Annotated in this window: 24 protein-coding genes; 22 read left to right on the top strand and 2 right to left on the bottom strand. The window is 60.3% G+C overall.

Translation table 11 applies throughout. The annotated features are described in order from the left end of the window. Nucleotides 1-44: 44 nt before the first annotated feature. Together ACEN83_RS08335 and ACEN83_RS08340 are read right to left on the bottom strand one after the other, a co-directional pair. Nucleotides 45-887: a phage portal protein gene (locus ACEN83_RS08335; RefSeq protein WP_495579966.1), complete on the bottom strand. Its 843-nt coding sequence runs from the start codon at nt 885-887 to the stop codon at nt 45-47. After that, nucleotides 814-2,853 carry a terminase large subunit domain-containing protein gene (locus tag ACEN83_RS08340; protein ID WP_495579967.1) on the bottom strand — a complete coding sequence of 680 codons (2,040 nt, stop codon included), beginning with the start codon at nt 2,851-2,853 and terminating at the stop codon, nt 814-816. Before ACEN83_RS08340 ends, ACEN83_RS08335 begins: the two co-directional genes overlap by 74 nt. Nucleotides 2,854-3,014: 161 nt before the next feature. On the opposite strand from ACEN83_RS08340, the gene ACEN83_RS08345 reads away from it, so the two are divergent. From ACEN83_RS08345 to ACEN83_RS08450, 22 genes are all read left to right on the top strand, one after another. Further along, entirely contained in the window at nt 3,015-3,884 is an 870-nt protein-coding gene (locus tag ACEN83_RS08345; protein ID WP_495579968.1) for a GPO family capsid scaffolding protein, read from the top strand. Beyond that, a complete protein-coding gene (locus ACEN83_RS08350; protein WP_495579969.1) occupies nt 3,884-4,930 on the top strand; it encodes a phage major capsid protein, P2 family in 1,047 nt (348 codons plus the stop codon). The genes ACEN83_RS08345 and ACEN83_RS08350 overlap by 1 nt, the downstream gene beginning before the upstream one ends. Next, nucleotides 4,927-5,694 carry a phage terminase small subunit gene (gene gpM / locus ACEN83_RS08355; RefSeq protein ID WP_495579970.1) on the top strand — a complete coding sequence of 256 codons (768 nt, stop codon included), beginning with the start codon at nt 4,927-4,929 and terminating at the stop codon, nt 5,692-5,694. Before ACEN83_RS08350 ends, gpM begins: the two co-directional genes overlap by 4 nt. A 109-nt stretch (nt 5,695-5,803) precedes the next feature. Then, nucleotides 5,804-6,256: a head completion/stabilization protein gene (locus ACEN83_RS08360; RefSeq protein ID WP_008048489.1), complete on the top strand. Its 453-nt coding sequence runs from the start codon at nt 5,804-5,806 to the stop codon at nt 6,254-6,256. Continuing rightward, on the top strand, nt 6,256-6,702 hold the full coding sequence (locus tag ACEN83_RS08365) for a phage tail protein (protein WP_008048490.1): 447 nt from the start codon (nt 6,256-6,258) through the stop codon (nt 6,700-6,702). The genes ACEN83_RS08360 and ACEN83_RS08365 overlap by 1 nt, the downstream gene beginning before the upstream one ends. Beyond that, on the top strand, nt 6,692-7,384 hold the full coding sequence (locus ACEN83_RS08370) for a phage virion morphogenesis family protein (RefSeq protein WP_008048491.1): 693 nt from the start codon (nt 6,692-6,694) through the stop codon (nt 7,382-7,384). Before ACEN83_RS08365 ends, ACEN83_RS08370 begins: the two co-directional genes overlap by 11 nt. An 11-nt stretch (nt 7,385-7,395) precedes the next feature. Further along, nucleotides 7,396-8,640, top strand: a complete 1,245-nt coding sequence (locus ACEN83_RS08375) for a DUF2586 domain-containing protein (RefSeq protein ID WP_495579971.1) — start codon at nt 7,396-7,398, stop codon at nt 8,638-8,640. Nucleotides 8,641-8,643: 3 nt separating this feature from the next. Further along, nucleotides 8,644-9,099 carry a phage protein gene (locus ACEN83_RS08380; RefSeq protein ID WP_008048493.1) on the top strand — a complete coding sequence of 152 codons (456 nt, stop codon included), beginning with the start codon at nt 8,644-8,646 and terminating at the stop codon, nt 9,097-9,099. Continuing rightward, nucleotides 9,096-9,227 carry a hypothetical protein gene (locus tag ACEN83_RS08385; RefSeq protein ID WP_495579972.1) on the top strand — a complete coding sequence of 44 codons (132 nt, stop codon included), beginning with the start codon at nt 9,096-9,098 and terminating at the stop codon, nt 9,225-9,227. The genes ACEN83_RS08380 and ACEN83_RS08385 overlap by 4 nt, the downstream gene beginning before the upstream one ends. Nucleotides 9,228-9,273: 46 nt before the next feature. Next, nucleotides 9,274-9,525, top strand: a complete 252-nt coding sequence (locus ACEN83_RS08390) for a hypothetical protein (RefSeq protein WP_008048496.1) — start codon at nt 9,274-9,276, stop codon at nt 9,523-9,525. Between the two features lie 3 nt (nt 9,526-9,528). Next, nucleotides 9,529-9,816: a putative phage tail assembly chaperone gene (locus ACEN83_RS08395; protein WP_008048498.1), complete on the top strand. Its 288-nt coding sequence runs from the start codon at nt 9,529-9,531 to the stop codon at nt 9,814-9,816. 20 nt (nt 9,817-9,836) lie between these two features. Continuing rightward, complete coding sequence (locus ACEN83_RS08400) at nt 9,837-9,980, top strand: DUF6890 family protein (protein ID WP_410922435.1); 144 nt, start codon at nt 9,837-9,839, stop codon at nt 9,978-9,980. Nucleotides 9,981-10,010: 30 nt separating this feature from the next. Further along, the gene (locus ACEN83_RS08405) at nt 10,011-12,080 is read left to right on the top strand and encodes a phage tail tape measure protein (RefSeq protein ID WP_495579973.1); all 2,070 of its coding nucleotides are present in this window, start codon (nt 10,011-10,013) and stop codon (nt 12,078-12,080) included. Continuing rightward, nucleotides 12,077-12,394, top strand: a complete 318-nt coding sequence (locus tag ACEN83_RS08410; protein WP_008048506.1) for a DUF2590 family protein — start codon at nt 12,077-12,079, stop codon at nt 12,392-12,394. The genes ACEN83_RS08405 and ACEN83_RS08410 overlap by 4 nt, the downstream gene beginning before the upstream one ends. Further along, on the top strand, nt 12,391-13,566 hold the full coding sequence (locus ACEN83_RS08415) for a baseplate J/gp47 family protein (RefSeq protein WP_102701201.1): 1,176 nt from the start codon (nt 12,391-12,393) through the stop codon (nt 13,564-13,566). The genes ACEN83_RS08410 and ACEN83_RS08415 overlap by 4 nt, the downstream gene beginning before the upstream one ends. Next, nucleotides 13,559-14,107, top strand: a complete 549-nt coding sequence (locus ACEN83_RS08420; RefSeq protein ID WP_102701200.1) for a phage tail protein — start codon at nt 13,559-13,561, stop codon at nt 14,105-14,107. Before ACEN83_RS08415 ends, ACEN83_RS08420 begins: the two co-directional genes overlap by 8 nt. Continuing rightward, nucleotides 14,095-16,281, top strand: a complete 2,187-nt coding sequence (locus ACEN83_RS08425) for a phage tail-collar fiber domain-containing protein (protein ID WP_495579974.1) — start codon at nt 14,095-14,097, stop codon at nt 16,279-16,281. The genes ACEN83_RS08420 and ACEN83_RS08425 overlap by 13 nt, the downstream gene beginning before the upstream one ends. Next, the gene (locus tag ACEN83_RS08430; protein ID WP_495579975.1) at nt 16,281-16,859 is read left to right on the top strand and encodes a hypothetical protein; all 579 of its coding nucleotides are present in this window, start codon (nt 16,281-16,283) and stop codon (nt 16,857-16,859) included. The genes ACEN83_RS08425 and ACEN83_RS08430 overlap by 1 nt, the downstream gene beginning before the upstream one ends. Continuing rightward, nucleotides 16,856-17,770, top strand: coding sequence for a hypothetical protein (locus ACEN83_RS08435; protein ID WP_495579976.1), 915 nt, complete (start codon nt 16,856-16,858; stop codon nt 17,768-17,770). Before ACEN83_RS08430 ends, ACEN83_RS08435 begins: the two co-directional genes overlap by 4 nt. Continuing rightward, nucleotides 17,767-18,312 (top strand): baseplate complex protein, encoded by a 546-nt coding sequence (locus tag ACEN83_RS08440; protein WP_008048517.1) that lies wholly within the window; start codon nt 17,767-17,769, stop codon nt 18,310-18,312. Before ACEN83_RS08435 ends, ACEN83_RS08440 begins: the two co-directional genes overlap by 4 nt. Next, a complete protein-coding gene (locus ACEN83_RS08445; RefSeq protein WP_495579977.1) occupies nt 18,309-18,998 on the top strand; it encodes a hypothetical protein in 690 nt (229 codons plus the stop codon). The genes ACEN83_RS08440 and ACEN83_RS08445 overlap by 4 nt, the downstream gene beginning before the upstream one ends. Next, nucleotides 18,986-19,939 (top strand): hypothetical protein, encoded by a 954-nt coding sequence (locus tag ACEN83_RS08450; protein ID WP_495579978.1) that lies wholly within the window; start codon nt 18,986-18,988, stop codon nt 19,937-19,939. Before ACEN83_RS08445 ends, ACEN83_RS08450 begins: the two co-directional genes overlap by 13 nt. The last annotated feature ends 166 nt before the right edge of the window (nt 19,940-20,105 follow it).

Consider the following 20,105-nt stretch of genomic DNA (forward strand, 5'->3'; position numbering starts at 1 on the left):
ACATCTGGTAGTTGTGTGGCTCTTCAAATACTAGCTGTGGTGAATCAGCTAACGGACTCGGGTTCAGCCCAGGCAATATGACGATCAGCCCGCAAACAGTCATTGACCTGGAGGAACAGCTGGCAAATCGGCCGAATTTCGTTGTTGGTATAGATCTTGTCGATCTTTTCGATATCCCCAAACCCTCCCGCGTTCTCCGGTATCACCCCAGCCAAGGCCGGGTGCATTCGCCAGGCGGCAATCACGTCATTACGTGTGATGTTCTTGATCCGTTCGAATTCGTCTTTGGTGGCCACATCTCCAATCGGAATAATCTGAATGGCTTTTTCCGCGCCCCCTGGGATGTTCACAAACATCGAACGAAAGTTACCCACACCCTTGGCGCTTTGAATTTGGGTTTTTAAGTTCGCTTCATCCTCTTCGGACAAGTCAGGATCGTTGGTATAAAAGATGAACCCTGCATGGGCGCCGTTATTGTAGTAGCGGCGACGAAACAAAGTGGCCGACTCGTTCAAGAGCAAGGCATGCATGCCGCCCAGGTAGTCGGGCACCCCATAGATATTCTGCTCCACGTCGTAGTCCATGACGTGCTCCACTTCCTCCTCTTCAAAGTGCAATTCCTTGGCATTGGGCAACAGCATCATGAAACCGCCCCCGACTTTGCGCCGCATGTTGATCGCCGGTAAGTGCTGCAACTCAATCACCTGGCCGATGACGTTGCGGATACGCAGGAAAAACGCATCGCCAAACACCATGAAATCCAACCCTGCGCGCCCCATGGTCTGCCGGCTGCACCCAGCCGAGGGGATGAAGTCACGCAGCAGCATGTTGCGTTTGAAGCGCGGAATGGTGCCGTGGTGGGCATTGGCCCGTAGCAGCTTGGCCAACCCGGTGCGCGACACCGGCGGCACGTACACCCGCCCGTCGCTGGTCGAGAACACGCCCAGGTATTCGCCGACGTTGTTGGTCAGTACCGACTCTGGCGCGCCGAAGCTGAACGCCTGCACTTTGTGAGGCTGGGGATTGGGCTGTTCGAGTTCGTTCATGGCTGCCTTCTAGGGTTGACCAGCGGCTGCGCCGCTTTTTATTGATGTTGAGAGGTTCGTTGGCCAGTGCGTGCATCACCGCCCAGGCGATGTCGGCATGACCGGTGGCGTCGGTGCGCGAGGCGCTGTAGGTGATCTGGCCGCTGTTGGTCGCGCCGCGCTTGATCGTCAGGAAGGCCGAGGCGATGTCGTTCCAGTCGGCGTCCCATTCGATCCGCCGTCCTTGAATGGTGTCCTGGGCTTTGAGTACCAGGGTGTTTTTGGTTTCCAGGCTGTAATGGATCGGCGTCACGCGTGGGAAGAAATCGCGCACCAGGTCAAACACGCCATAGCCCACACCAGTGATGTCGATGCCAATGTGTTGGACGTTGAAACGCTCGGTGATCTTTTTGACCTGCGCCGCCTGGTAGGTGAACGAGTGCCCGCGCCAGGAGTACTTCTCCAGAATCCGGAACTTTCCGCCTTGCTCCAAGGGCGGAGCGACCACCACGCAAGTGGCATCGTCGCGGGTACGGCTGGGGTCGTAGCCCACCCACACCGGACTGTTGCCGAATGGCCGCAGCGCCTTCGGATCTGCGTCGTAATCGGTCCACAACAGGCGATCCGAATAACAGCGCTCCAGATCCGCCAAGGCAAAGGCGCTCTGTGTGCTATCGATGAATTTGCACAGGTAGAGCTGGTCGAACTGGTCGTCGGAGTTTTCCAGTTGCAGCTGTTCCAGGTCGAACAGATCGCAGCCGCCGGCAATGGCGTCGTGAATGGTGATGATCTTGCGCCACTGCCCATCCGGACACAGTGCGCCCTGACGTAACTCGGCTTCGCTGGGGAATGGCAGGTTGGCTTTCTTGTGTTTGCCACGCTTGAAGGCGTCGCCGGTCCAGAACGGATACGCCTGATGGCTGACCGCGCTGGGCGTGGAAAAATAGGTTTTGCGCCATTTTTTGTGGGTGGCCATGGCCCCCGACAGGGTGTTGAGCTTGTCGAAGTCACGAATCCAGAAGTATTCGTCGACGTAGACGTGGCCATGGTGACCCTGGGCGGTGCTGCTATTGGTGCTGAGAAAACGCAGCTCGGCGCCGTTGCTGAGGATGATCGGGTTACCGGTCAGCTCCAGGCCAAACCACTCGCGGGCAAACTTGATGATGTAGTTGCGGAAAATCTCGGACTGGGCGCGGCTGGCAGATAGGAACATCTGGTTGTCACCGGTCAGCACCGCATCCATGAACGCTTCGCCGGCGAAGTAGTAGGTCAGCCCAGTTTGGCGAGCCTTCAGCACGTTGCGGATGCGCCGCGTCAGCGGGTTTTGCTTGGCCTCGAACAACTCTTTTTGATAGCCGAACAGCTTGCTGGTGAACTTGTCGAGAAAGTCCACCTCGGTCAGGTGGCTGATGTCGTTCTTTGGCGCTTTGGGTTTCTTCTTCCCAGGGGCGTCAGCGTCGCGACGGCTGGACTTATCCCCAGGCGCTCGCCGCTCACCATCGGCACCGGCGGGCAGATCCGCAGCAGTGCTGGGGGCTGGTTTGACCGCCTGCTTTTGCAAGCGCTCGCGCACGCTGAGCAGCCGGTCGAGCTCGTCCAGTTCCTTTTTTTCCAGCGTCTCGACCTTCTCCAGAATCAAGGTGATGCGCCGACTGACCGCCGTGAGTGGTTCCTCGTCCGTCAGCAGTTCATCCCAACTGCCCTTGGCAATCCAGTAGTACACAATCCGGATGTTAGGCAGCTTGAGTTGCGCCTGTATCTCGCGGGGTTTGTAGCGGCGCAAATAGAGCTTTCTGGCCGCGTCTTTGACTTCAGGTAAGTAGGGCATGAGCCGCAGTTTATGCAGCTCCCACCCTACAAACCCGCCCTTAAATTCCTGCTCAATCCTATTTCCGGAATATAGGATTTTCGCGCAATGGAACCGTTTGTTCGGGCTGGCGCAGCTGCCTATCGTGGCGGCCACTGCACCGAATCGAGCGACTTTGCCCCATGCCCCGCACCCTTGTTTCTGACTGGAAACGTGTCGCCACCAGCGGCAAAACCGTTGATGGCCGAACCATCGAAGCCCAGGACTTGCGCGACATGGCCAGCGCTTACGATCCGGCCACCTACACCGCGACCATCTGGTACGAACACATTCGCTACTTTGGCAGCCTGGGCACTGTCGCCGAGGTGAAAGCCGAAGATATCAGCGGCGGCAAAGTGGCTCTGTTCGCCAGGCTCCAGCCCAACGACCGCCTGTTGAGCCTGAACAAAGACGGCCAGAAGCTGTTCACCAGCGTGGAAATTCAGCCGAACTTCGCCGACACCGGCAAACCCTATCTGCGCGGCATGGCGGTGACCGATGACCCGGCCAGCCTCGGTACCGAGGCATTGCACTTTTGTCGTCGAGCCGAGGCCGGCAACCACTTTGCCAACCTGGAACCCCTGGACGACCTGACCACGGGCAACAGCGACGAGGCTGTGGCCCTGTCGTTCTTCGCCCGTGCGTTCGCCGCCATCCTGGGCAAAGGCGGTTTCGAAGCCCCCGCACACCCCACAGAAGAGAACACCCCCATGGATCAAACAACCGTGCAGGCCTTTGCCGCTGCGGTGGACAAACTCGGCACCGTGGCCACCAGCCTGGAAACGAGCGCCGCCACCTTTGCCACGCAGAAGCCGAACGAGCCAGACACCGCGCTCACCACCGACAAGACGGGCGATCAGCCCTCCGGCATCACCGTCGAACAGTTCAACAGCCTGAAGGGCTCGCTGGACTCGCTCGCCGAAAAATTCAACACCGCGTTGAATCACGGCAAGGGGCAGGAACTGCCCCACACCACCGGCGCCGTGAGTGACCAGCCAGAGGCCGTTTACTGATGAATCTGAGTAATGCTGCCCGCTTGAAATTCAGCACCCTGGCCCTGGCGATTGCATCGACCTATGCCGTGGCTTCGGTCCATGAAGAATTCAACGTCGAGCCGACCCATGCGCAGACCTTGAATGAAAAAATCACCCTGAGTTCGGCTTTCCTGCAACGCATCAACGTGCTGGCAGTGACCGAGATCAAGGGCGAGAAGGTCATGATCGGCGTCAACGGCACCGTCACGGGCCGTATCAATACGGCCACCAATGACCGGGTCGCCCGTGACGTGCTGGGACTCGATGGCATTGGTTACGAGCTGTTCGATACCCAAAGCGACGTGGCGCTCAAATACGCCACCATCGACGCCTGGTCCAAGTTCCCCGATTTTGCGCAGAAGTACGCCGCTGCCGTGCAGAAGCAGATCGGCCTCGACCGCATCATGATCGGCTGGAACGGCACCAGCGTTGCTCCGAATACCGACCGCACAGCCAATCCGTTGTTGCAGGACGTCAACAAAGGCTGGATGCAGATCGTTCGCGAGCAAGCTCCTCAACAGATCCTGGTCGAAGGTGCGACCCCCGGAAAAATCCAGGTCGGTGTCGGCGGCGACTACGCCAATCTGGATGCTCTGGTCTTCGACGTCTCGCTGATGATCGACGAAGAATTCCGCGATGGTGGCGACCTGGTTGCCATTATCGGGCGCGACCTGCTGGCCTACGACAAGGGCAAGCTGTATGCCGCCCAAGGCGACAAGCCGACCGAAAAAGAACGCATCGAGATGGCCCAGGTGATCGCCACCTATGGCGGTCTGCCGTCCTTCACCTGCCCGCACTTCCCGAGCAAGGGCGTGGTGGTCACCAGTTGGGACAACCTGTCGATCTATTTCCAGGACAGCAGCTGGCGCCGCCAGATCATCCAGAACCCGAAACGCTCGCAGGTCGAAGACTACAACGCGCGCAATGAGGGCTATGTGGTCGAGCAACTGGGCAAGTTCGCCGGCATCGAAGCGGCCAACGTTGAGTTCGTCACCGTCACAGTGCCGGAGGCACCTGCGCCATGAGCCTCGCCCTCAATCACAAAAAGCGCCTGCTTGAGCAGGGGCCGATAGCCGACCCAAAACCCTACACCTCGGCCACGGCCTTGGCGGGACCGGCCAACGCGCAAAAACACCTGGCGTTGATGAACGCAGCCTTGGCCGAGGATTGCGGTCGACTGTCGGAGCTGAACTCGCTGGAGGCTCGCCAGCGCTTGAAGCGCGATGAGCTGTTGCCCAAGTACCTGGTGTACGTGCAGCGCTACCGCGAATCCGGTCTGAACCACCCGAACCTGGTGCTGATGCAGGTCCTGGTCTGGCTGTTCGACACCGAACAGTTTGAACAGGCCCTGGAGCTGGCGGATTTTGCCATCGAGCAGGGCCAGGCCATGCCGGAGCGCTTCCGTCGCGATATCCCCACTTTCGTGGGTGACACGATGGTCGAGTGGGCCGAGGCGCAGCACAAAGCCCAGCGCAACCCGGAACCGTACCTGTCCCAGCTGTTGTTGCGTGTGGACGGTCAGTGGCCCGGTCACCGCGATCCTTGTGATGGCGACCCACGCGAACTGACGGCACCGGCCGCTTCGTGGGAGCTGTTCGAGAAGATCCCGGCGCGCTACCACAAGCTGCTGGGCATCCTCGCCATGGAAGACAAGCGCTGGGCCAAAGCCTGCGCGCACTTTTACCGGGCCAATGAGCTGTACCCCGAGATCGGTGTAAAGACCCGGATGGACGAGGCCAGCAAGGCCCTGCGCAAGCAGGAAGCCGACGAAAAGTCCGGTACCGAATAAACGACTAACCCCCCCAGCGGGGGCCTGCCGAGGTGAAGGCCCTGTGCCAACCGCCTAACGCAGTCACCCCCGCATCTATTCCGTAACAACCCACCGAGGAGGTCAGCACATGAGTTTTGGCGGTAAGCCGACCACCCTGGTGGATTGCACGATACCCAACGACGGTTTCTGGCCGGACCTTGAGTTGGCCGAATTCCAGGCGTCCTATCGTCTGCCGGCGGAGTACCTACCGGAGATGATGGTCGAGGGGCTGACGCTCGCCATGGGTGAAGTCAACCTGGACCTGGCCAAGCGAAAAGCCGAATGGCAGGACATGGGCTACAAGTACCTGGAAGGCTCCGGCATGGAGCTGGAAAGCTTCTACCTGGCCAGCTACCGGCGTGCCGCGTACTGCCGCGCCAAGTCCTTTTTGCTCCAGCAGTTCGCCACAGTCAACCGCCGCGAGAGCGCCGAGAACCTGGGCAAAGAAGCCCCGGAACGACACGAGCTTTTTCTGTCCTACAGCCAGCAGTCCGTGCGTGTTCTGCAAGGCCGTGGGCGTGTCACCGCGGAACTGCTCTGATGGAAAAGCTCCGTGCCCTGACCAAGTACCTGATCGAACATCGCGTGGTGGTCGCCGAGCAGCTGGAAAGTTGCGCGGAGCAGGTCAATTTGACGCTGGTCTGGAAGCCTGAAGAACTTGGCTTGCACATGGGCGACATGCGTTACCGCGCTGTGATCTTCCTGGAGCGTTTCACTGAGCAACCGGCACGGCTGATGGCCTTGCTGGGCACCTGGTTGGTGAACAACGATCCCGACCGCCACCTGGATGAACTTCCGGCGCCGACCTTCGATATTGAACAGATGGACCCGGACGCGTCGGACGTGGAAATCACGGTCGAATTTATCGAGCCGCTGCACCTGACCGAATCGCCGGACGGTGAGTTCGAAGCCTTTGGGACCACCTGGGCCCTCGAACCGTTCGACCTCTGGATTGCTGAGCGCGGTGAGGTGCTGTATGGCGCGTAAACAAGCCATCAGCCTGACCGTCGAGGGCATGCTGGATGTTCAAACCCAGCTGGCCATGCTCAGCCTGCCGCCCAAATTACAAGCGCGCTTGATGAACCGCGTTGGCCTGCGTCTGCGCAGCCAATGGCGGCAACGTGTGCGCAAACAGAGCGACCTGAACGACAGTCCTTTCCAGCCCCGCAAGTTTCGCAAGCAAGGGCAGAAGAAACGCATGCTCACCGGCCTGGCCAAACGAATGGGCGTCAAGCGCCTGGTCGGCAACGCCGCCGAAGTGGGCTGGGGCAACGCCAAAACCGCCATGATCGCCAGCGTTCATAACGCCGGCATGACCCTGCGTGGCGGTGCTGACCAACTGAGCCGGCAAAAGGGCAAAAACACCCTCATGGCCACCCGTTTTCAGGCCAAACGCCTGCGGGTGCTGGGCTACAAACGTGCCGTTCAGAACCCGGACAAAAAGCGCCGCAAACCCCGCTTTATGCGACCCGGTGTGGCGTGGATCGAGGCGAACCTGAGTTACGACCAGGCCGGCCTGTTGATCCGTTTACTCAAGGGCGACGACCCCGGCCCGGCGAAGTGGGACATCAAACTCCCAGGCCGCGAATTCTTCGGCATAGCCAATCAGCAAGAGGTCAACGAGCTGGTGACCTACCTCATTCCACAAATCCTTAATTCACCGCGATAGAGGCCCCTTCCATGGCTCTTGGCAAAGTAAGTGTCAACAACCTGAACCTCGGCCAAGGCCCGGTGACGGAGATCGAGCGTTACTTTCTGTTCATCGGTCCGGCGTCCGCCAACGTCGGCGAGCTGGTCGCGCTCAATACCCAAAGCGACCTCGATGTCGAACTGGGGGTCGATGCCTCCGATCTGAAAACCCAGATTGCCGCCGCGCAATTGAATGGCGGTGACCGCTGGGCCTGTATGGCGGCCCCGATTGCCCCGGACGGTGACTGGGCCGAAGCCCTGGACAAAGCCCAGCAAGCCGGTGTTTCGGTCGAAGGCGTGATCATCACCACGCCGGTGACCACCGGTGCCGAGCTAACGGCGATGCAAGACAAAGCGACGGAAATTACCAACGTGTACGGGCGCCGCGTGTTCTTCATGGCCGCCACCAGGGGCATCGACATTACTCCGGAGCCGGAGCCCCCGTTGAAAACTGCCGCTGCATCCAAGGATCCGGACACCGCCGCGAAAAGCCCACGTGCGACGCCCAAGGCGGTTCAAACCACCGAAGGGGAAACACCGGCCCCGCGTATCCCCGAAGACTGGTCGACCTATCTGACGGCCCAGCGCGCTATCACTGCCGGCGTGGCCGCTCAACGGGTCATGGTCGTGCCACAGCTGCACGGCAATGACCAGGGCGTGTTGGCCGGACGTCTGGCCGGTGCCACCGTCAGCATTGCCGACAGCCCGATGCGGGTCGCCACCGGCCCATTGCAGGGGTTGGGGCCAGTGCCCGTCGACGCAAGCGGCGTACCGCTGCCGGGCAGCGTGCGCGCCGAGCTGGATAAAGCCCGTTTTTCCGTGTCGCAAACCTATCCGGATTACCCCGGTGTGTTCTGGGCGGACGGCAATACGTTGGACGCGCCAGGCTCCGACTTTCAGGTGATCGAGTACCTGCGCATCGTGGACAAGGCTGCACGTCGTATCCAGGTGCTGCTGATCCAGCGGGTCGCGGATCGCCGGTTGAACAACACGCCCAACAGCATGGCCACCGCGACGTCTGCATTCATGCGCCCGCTGCGCGACATGGCGCGCTCCGTCACGGTGAACGGCCAAGTGCAGCCCGGCGAGATCGAATCGCCCAAAGACGGTGACGTGACCATCTTCTGGAAGAGCAAAACAGCCGTGGAAATCTACTTCACGGTGACCCCTTACAACTGCCCGAAAGACCTGACGGCATACATCGCCCTGGACCTGTCCAACGGCGAAGAGGAGTAACCCATGGGTGCGCGCATTGGCGGCAAAAACTTCGATGTGAACATTGGCGATCTGCAAATTCACGTCGAAAAAATCAGCCTGGACATCACCGACAACACCGCCGTAGCCCAAACCGGCGGTGTTCCGGACGGCCATGTGGACGGCGACGTGTCGGCCAGCGGCGAAATGGAGCTGGACAGCGGCAACTTCTCCTTGCTGATCGACGCCGCCCGCCAGGCGGGCAGCTTCCGAGCCCTGGAACCCTTCGACAGCGTGTTCTTTGCCAAGACCCCCAGCGAGGAGCTGCGGGTGGAGGCCTTCGGCCTGAAGCTGAAGGTATCCAACCTGCTCGACATCGATCCCAAGGGTGGCGAAAAGAGCGTGCACAAGGTGCCGTTCGACGTCACGTCCCCCGACTTTATCCGCATCAACGGCGTGCCGTATCTCGATCCGAGCGAGATTGAAGGCCTACTCGGATGAGCAAATTCGACATGTGGCTGGCTCGTATCAGCTGGTCACTCAGCTTTTTGGTTTTACTGGTCTGGCTCGCCAATGGCGCCTGGGACCTGGCACTCAATTACGACCTGACCAGCTGCACGTTTGGCTAAGACGGCGCGCCGCTCGCATGTGCGGCCCTGATAACTGGAGACGTTGATGGACCTTTCACCCGCCAGCGTCAGCGTGATGCTGCTGCTCACTGACTTGCTGGTGACCGGCGTGCTGGGCTTCCAGGTGTACCTGTTCCGGCAAATCAGCTTCGCCCGCCGCGAGCACCTGGAGTTCCGCATCAAGATCGCCGAGGAATACGTGCGCAACGAGCACCTGGACAAGGCGCTGAGCAAGCTGGAAGAGAACCTGGAGCGGCGTCTGACCGCACTTTTAAGCACTTCAAATAAACGGAACTGAGCAATGAGCGAACGACGCGAAATCACCCTGGAAGTCGGCGACAACGAATTCACCTTCGCCCTCGATCCGGTGGACGTGAGCAAGTACTTCAACCACCTGACGCCGAGCAACAAGGTGGCACCCGCCAACAATCTGCTGACCCAAACCGTCAAGCAGGAACAGTTGGCCAGCCTGCGCCCGCTGCTGGCCAATCCGGTGATTACCCTGCAACTGGCCGGCGCACTGCTGGAGGAATACACCCCGGACATTGAGATCAACGTAAAAAAGCGCTCGCCCGCGCCGAGCGCTTAAACGAAAACGCCCTGGGCCAGTTGATGGCCCTGGTCGACCGCTGGCTACCGGGTGAAGAGCCGACCACGGACAACATGGGCACCGCCAAGTGGCTGGACGACCAGTATTGGAGCCGTATGGAAATCGCCATCGCCAACGGCATTTCCCGGGCGTTCAAAGGGTAACTGACCAGCACCTGGTCAACGGAGAGTTTCATGGCTGACAACAGCGCCAAGCTCAATTTCATCGTTGCGCTAACCGACATGATCACCGGCCCCCTGAACAAGGTGAACGCCAGTTTTACCGAGCTGGCCAGCGGTGCGCAAAAGGGTCTGACCCAGATGGGCGTGGGGGCGGCCGGCATGGTCGCCACCGGCTACGCGTTGCAGGCCGCCATGGGCCCCGCGATTGACCAGCAGCGGGCATTGGGCGAAGTGAAGTCACTCGGCGTTGCCGCCGAGAGCCTGGATCTGCTCAACCAGAAGTCCCTGGAGTTCGCCATCAATTACGGCGAAAACGCTCAGGCCTTTGTCCGCTCGGCCTACGACATTCAAAGCGCCATTGCCGGGCTCACGGGCACCCAGTTGGCCACCTTTACCAATGCGTCCAACGTGCTGGCCAAAGCCACCAAGGCCGATGCCGCCACCATCACCAACTACGTCGGCACCATGTACGGCATCTTCAAAGATCAAGCCGACGCCATGGGCAAAGGCGATTGGGTCGAGAACCTGGCTGGTGTCACGGCGACCGCTGTGAAAATGTTCAAGACCACCGGTCAGGGGATGAGTGACGCGTTTACCTCCGTAGGTGCCAACGCCACCGCTGCCGGCATTAGCTTGAACGAGCAAATGGCGATCCTCGGCACGCTGCAAGCCACCATGAGCGGTGGCGAGGCCGGTACCCAGTACAAGTCCTTTTTGGCCGGTATTGGGGGTGCCCAAGGCAAGCTCGGTTTGAAATTCACCGACGCCCAGGGCGCCATGCTGCCCGTCCTGCAGATCCTCGAAAAAATCAAAGGTAAGTTCGGCGAAACCTTGGATGTGGCCGAGTCGGACGCCTTGAAAGCAGCCTTTGGCTCCGACGAAGCCGTGAGCATGATCAAGTTGCTGATGGCCGACACCGATGGCCTGGCCGACAGTTTGAACGCCCTGGGCCAGGTCAAGGGCATGGAGCAAGCCCAGACCATGGCCGAAGCGATGATTGATCCCTGGGCACAATTTGCCAGCACGATAGAAGTGTTGAAAATTGCTTTCGGCCAACTGATCGGCCCCGCGCTCACCCCCTTGCTGAAGATGTTCACCGAGGGCGGCGCGAAGATTTTGAAGTGGACCAAGCTGTTCCCCCACCTGACCAAAGTGATTGGCATGACCGTACTCAGCGTTATTGCGCTGATCGCAGCCATGTCACTGTTCACCCTCGGCATGGGGATGGCTCAGGTCGTGATGAAGGGCTTCATTGTCATTCAGAAGATCTTCCGCATGGGCTGGCTTCTGACCAAAGCGGCGGTGATGTCCAACATCGTATGGGGTGCCCTGTACATCACGTTGCTCGGCGTCATGGCCATCGGCATGGGTACCGTCAGTGCCGCCATGATGATTTGGCAAGGGATCATCTGGCTGGTCAATGCCGCGCTGCTGGCCAACCCGATCGGGTTGGTCGTCACCGGCATCGTTGCCTTGGTCGCCGTCGTCATTGCGGCCATTTATTACTGGGACGAGTGGACTGCTGCACTGCTCAACAGCGCCGCATTCACCTGGCTGAATGAACAATTCCAGGCCTTGAGCAGCTGGCTTGCCGCGTTCGGCACGCTGGCCACCGATGCCTGGAGCGCGTTCACCACTGCCTGGAGTGACCTGTCAGTATTCGACCTGCTGGGAGACGCGGCCAACGGCTTGATCGAACTGCTGAATCAGATTCCTGGCATCAACATCGAAACCCGCTTTGCGACGCCGACCGCCCTAGGCACTGCTGAAGCCCTGAGCGCCGCAATAGGCCCAGGTACGCCCGAAGCACTCAACGGAGCGGTAGTGCCCGGAGTCCCCGAGGCGATGCAGGCCGCCGACCAGGCCAACATGGCCACCAAAGCCCAGCAGACCATCAACGGTGCCATTCCTAGCTTGCTACCTGCCGGCCCCAGTGAGGTTCCCACCGGTGGCTTGATGCAGTCGTTCCAGAACAACACGACCCAGAACAAGGGCACGCAGATTGGCAAGGTCGAGATCCATACCAGCCAACCCCTGTCGCAGCATGAGCTCGACAAGATGCTGGAGATGGCCGCCGGATGAGCGAATACGTCGACTTGCTGATCAGTGCCAACGACCTGGTGTTCGATCCATCCAACCAGCCCATGGAGATCGAGGACCGCGCCAGCATCGCCCAGGACATCGCCCACATGATTCGTGAAAGCGGCCTGCTGGTGACCTTGATCGCTGAACGCAACAGCCTGCGTCAGCGTGACTGCATTCAGCAGCTGGAGCTGATGGTGGAGGCTGACGAACGACTGGTACCAGGTACGGCGCGTATCACTCAACCGGGGTACGGCCAGTACCTGATCGAGGCCGACACCATTAAATTTGGCAACATTGAGGTGGCGTTTTGAGCGACGTTGATTTTCGTCAGGCGTTAGCTGACGCCGGCATTCCGACCACGCAGGAAGAGCTTCAGGCCGCGTGGGAAAGCGAGATCGCCGAACAGGGCAGCCGCTTGAGCAACACCAGCGCCTGGTCACCATTCTGGCGGGTGGTGACTGCCATCGTGACCGAACCCGTGATGTGGTTCATCGACTTTATGGTTGAAGTCTCGCTGCCCAACGCCTACGTCAAAACCGCCGAAGGTGAGTACCTGGAAATGCTCGCCTGGGCGGTACAGGTTGAGCCCATGGGAGCCACCAAAACCGAAGGCAATCTGCTGTTCACCCGTTCCAGCCCGGTCGGCACGCTGGAAGTTGCCGCCGGCACACGGGTCCAGTCCGGCGCCATCAACGGGCATGTGTACGAGCTGTTGACCAGCCTGCCAGGCACCTTTACCGACGGCCTCACCCAGATCCTGATTCCAGCCATCGCCGCCGAACCGGGCAGCGGCTACAACCTCGCGCCGGGTTACTACGCCATTCTGCCGGAGCCGGTACCGGGCATCGTCAACGTGGTCAACCTGGACGGCTGGATGACGGTACCGGGCACCGACAAGGAGTCGGACGAAGACCTTCGATTGCGCACGCGCAACCAGTATTCGGCCATCAACCAGTGGAACACCGACGCGGTTTATCGGGCGCTCATCACCACCTTTCCCGGCGTACAACCGGACGGCGTGTACTTTGAACACGAAGCCCCACGCGGCCCCGGCAGTGCCAATGCTTTCGTGTTGTTTGAAGCCAACGTGCCGGCGGACAGCTACCTGGAAGAAATCAACGACTACATCCGCGACCAGGGCAACCATGGTCACGGCGACGACATGCTGGTCATGGCCATGCCCGAGACCCTGCATGACATCCGCGTGACGCTGTGGCCGGTGCTGAACCTGCCGGTGGAGCAGTCGGACAAGCTGTTTGCTGATGTCGAGATGTTCATCCGCACAGCCTTTCGGGAAAGCACCCAAGCCGACTATCAGCCGACGCTGACCTATCCCCAGTCGCGATTTTCCTTCAGCCGCCTGGGCGAAGAGCTGCACCAAAAATTCCCCGAACTCGACTCGTTGCACTTCGACAACCTCGACATCGTGTCCGACCTGAACATTCCCCGCATTCAGACGCTGGAGGTGGTGCCCGGTGTTTAACCTCAAACTGCCGTTTTGGCTCGACGGGCCGGAGTTGGCCAAGCTCAAAAACGCCGCACAGGCCTGGTGGGCCAATGTCGAGGGCTGGCTGAACTGGCCGCTGCACCAGATCGACCCCGACATCTGCCCGCTGTCTTTGCTCGACCTGCTCGCCTGGCAGCGCGACATCACCCGCTTCCCGGGGGAAGAGGAAAGCTTGTACCGCCTGCGGATCAAACACGCCTACATCAACGCGGTGGACGCGGGCAGCACGGCGGGTCTGAAAAGGATTCTGATGCGCCTGGGCGTCGGCCGCGTCGAGATTCAAGAACGCATGGAAGGCCGCGATTGGGACGTGGTGTTCGTGAAAATCACCGACGAACAGAGCGCGCTGCACTCCGACCTGCTGCGCGTGCTGCTCCGCAGTTACGGCCGCACCTGCCGCCGCTACGCATTTTTGACCGTGACCCCGCTGGATAACCTGCGGGTGTTCGCGGTGGAGTTCAACGACGACCAGCAAACCCTGATTGCCAGTTACGAGGAAGCCACATGGCCGCAATAACCATTGCCGGTGAAAACCTGATCGCCGAAAAGCAAGCCGCTCAGGAAGTCCTGGTCGTGAGCAAGTTTCTCTACGCCCTGGTGCCGGGGCAGGACCCAACCACACCGGTGGACCGCTATGCCGGCAAGCCACCGCCCGAGCAGATGATGTACGAAACGGACATCACCAAAGGCGGTTATGTGGACCCCAATCAAGTGGTCTACAGCAGCATGATCGGCTCCAATGTCGGCGACTGGGACTTCAACTGGCTGGGCCTGGAAACCGCTGAAGGTGTGCTGTTAGCCGCGGCTTATACGCCGGTGCAGCAGAAGCGCAAAAACATCCCGAACCAGCAGATCGGCAACAACATCACCCGCAACATGATGCTGGTGTTCGACGGCGCACAGTCGGTCACCGAGCTGACCATCAACGCCGACACCTGGCAAGCTGACTTCACCGTGCGCATGGCGGGCATGGACGAACGCGAGCGCCTGAGCAACCGCGACATGTTCGGGCGAGCCTGTTTCTTTGGCGACAGCCTGGCGTTGGTCTATCAGAACGAGCAGTTCACTATCCAGCCAGGCACCGCCTACGTGGAAGGTTTGGCCGTCCATCAGCCCGCCGGTGCATCCATCACGCCGCCGGCGTTTCCCTTTACCTTGTGGTACGACATCTCGCTACAAGGTCAGTTAAGCGAAGTGAACGTGGTTCTGGCCGCCAGCTACGGCGACGACCTGGTGGACTTTGTCGACACCAATGGGGTGGTGCACTACCTGGTGCCGGTGGCTACCGTCCTCAGCTCCACCGAAATCACCGACCTGCGCAGTACCGTTGAACCGATATCTGGAGCGTTGATTCAGCACCTCGCGGCGCGCAGTGGCGACTATCCAGATTTGCGGGCTCGTGCCACCACCAAAGACGATGTCGACCTGGGCAATCTGCCGAATGCAAAAAGCGATGACCCGGAGTCGAACAGCAGTGAGATTCTGGCCACCACTGCTGCGTTGCACGCGGTCAAGGTCGGTATCGACACCGAGCTGGATGCACTCGGTTCAGCCGCCTACTTGGATGCTCAAATCGATCTGCACGATGTCACGCCTGATGCGCTGATGAAGGTCGGAGCATTCGGCTGGGGCGGGGCCGCCTATGCGGTCAGTGATGTTGACATCGGCGGTCTGAACGCGGTGACAGCCCTCTATTTCGTCAGCAATGGCACGGGAGGGCCAGGTGGCGCGCCCTATGAGGGTTGGGTTCGCGTCTCGGCGATTACACCAGGTCAATACGCCTTTCAGGAGATCTACGGGAATGCCGACCACACCCTACACCGCCGGGCCTTGACTGCCGGTGTTTGGGGCGAATGGGAAAGCACCTGGGACTCAACCGATCTGGTTAAACAAACCTCTCCCCAAGATGACACGCCAGGTCGTGTATTGCTCACGGGTGCTTATGGCATCGGTCACGGGGGGATTGTCCTTCCCGACGGCACCGATCTAAACACAATCACCACCGTGGGCATTTACCGGGTGAATCCCGGCCCGAACGTTCCAGAAGGGTGTCAATTCTCCCCCATGCTGGTTGCGGTCAGTCAAGACACCCTCTGGCAACAAATCATCGGCTACAACACCGGTACAACTTATTCTCGTGGCGGTGTGCAGACCCCAGAGGGATACGTATTCAGTGAGTGGGTAACGGGTTGGGACACGAGTAACTTTGACCCTGCTGCAATATTTGCCGTCCCTGTCGGTGTGCCGTTTCCATGGCCAACCGCTACGCCGCCCGAAAAATGCGTTTTGATGGCGGGTCAGCCATTCAATGCCGAGTGGTACCCAGCATTGCTGGCCGTATACCCCAGCGGCGTCCTGCCAGATCTGCGCGGTGAGTCGATTCGTGGCCTGGATGGCGGACGTGGCGTTGACCCCGATTGGGGACGCCCCGTGTTGAGCGCTCAGCTCGACACGCTGCAAAACATGACGGGCGAGCTCGTCCTGCAAGACGACGACTCGACGTTACTGGTGAACACCGCGACTGGCGTATTTATGGGTGGCAATTACAGCACGGCCATCACGCCGGCCGCACCGCAAGTCACTACAACGGGTTACCGCTCAGTCGTTTTCAATCCTTCAGCCGTCGTCCGTGTGAGTACGGAAACCCGTATGCGCAACGTGGCGTACAACTACATTTGCAGGATGTACTGATGACGACTTTAGTGAATGGTTTTTTTGAAGAGAGCGGCTGGATCGAGGTTTACACGTTCAGTGAAACCACCACCGAATACCTCGGCCAACACGAAACCTATGTCAGCTGTGGCTGCGGTCTGCCAGCGGGCGCTACGCTGGAAGAACCGCCCGAAGCCGGGGACGGGGAAGTGGTGGTCTGGAGGGATGGGGCGTGGGTGGTCGTGCCAGACTTTCGTGGTCCGGTGTATCAGACTACCGATGGCGCCGAGGTGCTGTACTCGCTGCCGGGCGAGTTGCCGCCCGAGTTGACGACCTTGCCGCGACCGAGTGCGGCCTATCTCTGGGATGGTTTCGTTTGGGTGCTCGATGCCGCACGCGATTTGGTGATTCAAAGCCGTCGAGAACGGTCATGGATCGAAAATGAACTGCATTGGGCGGGCAGAGAGATCGACAAGCATCTGGATGCCGACCCGGCCGCGCTCAGCACGGAACTCGCCTGGCGCACCTACCGCAATGAACTGCGGGCCTGGCCAACCAACGAGCTGTTTCCCAACCTCGACGCCCGTCCTACCGCACCAGACGGTCAGCAGCCATGACCTGGACATCGGTCACCATGCAGTGGCCCAGCGAGGCCACGCAGTGGGTCGAAGGGCTGGATGAAGCCAAAGGCCTGGCCAGCACTGAAATCGCCAAAACGGAAGAGCGCTTGGCCGGAATGACGGCCACTACCAACCCTGGCCCCGTGGGTTCCGCCGCGCAAGAAGCCATCGAAGTCGGGCGCGCCGCCATGACCGAGCAACTGGCCACCGCGCCGGCCAGTCTCGTGGTGACGCCGTTCCAAAGCGGCATGGGCCAGGGCCGGGGGTATCAAAAGTTTCTCTCAGCACCCAACCTGCTGGAGGCGCTGGCCGACAAACTCACCGACATCGATGCCGGGCGTCCCGAGGGGGAGCAGTATGGTTTGTGCGTGCTGTTTCTCTCGACGCGCTTCGACCAGTTCGCCGCCACCCTGAGCCGCTTCAATGCCTTGCTGCCCACTCCCGACCTGGAACGCGCCGAACGTCGTGCCGCGAACATCGCACGCCTGGAGGCGGAGAAGTGGACGCTGCCCACCGCCGAGACGTTGCCACGCTGGGGAGCGCTGCCGCTGGAGCGTTGCACGGTGACCCGGGTGTCCCAGCAGACGCTGAACAGCCAGTTGGCCATCTATGAAAGCTACGCCGCCGACACGTCCCCCATGGCTGACCTGAGCGCCTTGGCGACCCGCAAGGCTGAGCAACAGGCCGCCTGTGATCAGCAGTTGACTGACCTGCAAAACGCACTGGCCAACGGCTTGCCCGATGCCACGATGCAGGCGCGCATGATCGGCCCAGGTGATGCCGCTGAGTTACGCCGGCAACTGCTCGAAGGCCCTACGCCTGGCTATGAATGGGTGCTGTGTGCCGGTCTGTTGTTGCTCGGCAGTGAAGAGAGCCTGAGCTTTGTGCAGGAGCTGATCGGTTTATGACGTTGCTACTCAACGGCGAGAAAGTTCAGGGCAAGGGCCTCAAGGTCATGGCCACCCTGACCATTGAAAGCGAAGACCTGTCAGGCCAGACCAGCAATACGGCACAGGCGCACAAGGGCTTCAAACCCAAAACCCTCAGCGTCACGCTGATGATTCCCTACCGTGACGAGTCCGACTTGCGCAACTTGATGCGCCTGGCCAGTTCGACCGCCGGCGGCGGACAGCTCACGGTCTATCGGATCGTCAATCGCACGGCCTCAGCCTTCGGTGTGCGCGAGGTGCAGTTCCGCGACAACGTGAACGCCAATGAAGACGACAGCCTGCGAGCCTGGCGCGTGCAATTCAATTTGATCGAAAAACTGTCGATACCGGAGCGCGTGGAGCAACGCAGCCCGAGTAATCCCGTCGTGCAGCAAAGTGCACCAGGACAACCCGTCTCTGGTACGTCCGGTGCAGACGGTGGCAGCGCGCCCGTTGAAATGGACGGATTTGAGAAAGTCCTGAAGTCTGTCGACGACTGGTTAAAACCGGTCACGCCATGAACCTGCACAAAGTGTTGACCGTCGACGGCGTGTCCTACCCCCTCTGCAAAGATGAAACACGCCTGGACCATCACGCCCCCGGGCGCGCCAGTTTCACCATCACCGCCAGCGCATCCGTACACGGGTTGGTGACCTTCGACATCGGCTACAACGACAGCCCACTCCAGCGGCATTTTTTGGGCTACGTGGAGCGTTGCACTGCCGCCAACAGTCAACAGCAAGTCCTGCTCTGTCGTGAGCTGTCCGCCGCACTGGAAATCCCCATGCCGCTGAACTTGCGTCATGTGGACTTGCACGCCGTCCTGGCCGCGATCGGTGAGCGCAATGGCCTGCGTTTTCGGGTTCCCGACCAAGCCTACGCCCACACCAAAACCGCGTTTTTCTTCAATTTGGCCAATGGCGTGCAAGCCATCGACAGCCTCGGCAAAGTATTTTCGATCCCTGACTTTATGTGGCAGCAGCAGGGTGACGGCGAGATCTACGTGGGCAGTTGGGCCGACAGCTTCTGGGGCCAGCGTCAGCCGCTGCAACTGCCCTGCGAACTCTTTGACAGCTACAACAGCAACCAGAGTGCCGTGATTGCCGCACTGCCCGGGATTCGTCCTGGTGCGCCGATTAACCAGGGCGAACGCATCACCGCCGTGACCCTCACCGAAAGCCAGATGAGCATCAAATGGAAGACGTAATCCGCCGCGTGGTTGACCGCCAGTATCCCGAACTGACCGGCGGCTATCACCTGCCACGCTTTGCCCGGGTGGTGGCTATCCCAGATCCACCCACCAACGCGGGGCTGTGTGACGACTTCCGCCCACGTTTCGCCGCTGACCTTGAGGTTCTGGGGCCCGACGGCGAGCCCGATACAGCATTGCCACTTCTCCAGGGCGTGCCGCTACCGCTGCCGATGGGTGGCGAGTCCATGGGGATCTACGGCCTTCCCGATGAAGGCACGATGGTCGTGGTGTCATTTGCCTACGGCCTGCCGCACAAACCCTTTGTCCTGGCCATCCTGCCCCAGGGATTAAGCCTGCCCAACCTGCCCAAAGGCGATCAGGTCTGGCAGCACAGCGAGGCGGTACAGCAACGCGTCGACGCCGATGGCAACTGGCTGCGCCAGACCGCTGGCCAGATCCATGATCAGGCCAGCGAGCGCCGTGTGGAGGCGCTGGAGAACACTGAACACTACCAGCGCCACAGCGTGACCGTGGATGACCACAGCATCGAGTCAGTGGGTGGCATCAAAAAGATCGAGGCCCTGGGCTCGCTCAAGCTGCTCTCAGGCGGCTCCGCCAGCCTAGCGGCCGTGGACGACCTGCATCAGGCCACCGGGCGCGACCTGAATCTGGTGGTGGGGCAGAAGCTCAATGCTTCGGTGGGTGGCGATATGGAAGAGCGCATCACCGGCCTACGGCGCAGTGTCGCGGAAAAGACCTGGATGGGATCGGAAGGGGTGAACGTACTGCAGATCCTGTGTGACCTGCTCGATCTGGTGACGGTGATGAACACGCAACTGGCCGGCCATACTCATGTACCCGGGCCAGCGCCGAGTCCGAGCGATGCGGGCGCCTTCACCGATAACGCGGCACAAACCACCGCTCTGCTCGGTCAGTTAAGGCCCATCACCCTGTAGTTGGGGAATTGCACATACTGCCCCCCATTTGCATTCGACCTAACTAGTCATTTGTATTGGATTTTACCAGCGCGATTCGTGGCCAAGACCGGAGGAAGACGACCCAGAGCTGACGGTGGCGGCAGGCAGACATCAGCCAAAAGCAGTCACTCTGGAAAGTCACTGC

It is taken from the genome of Pseudomonas sp. Pseusp49, assembly GCF_059491875.1.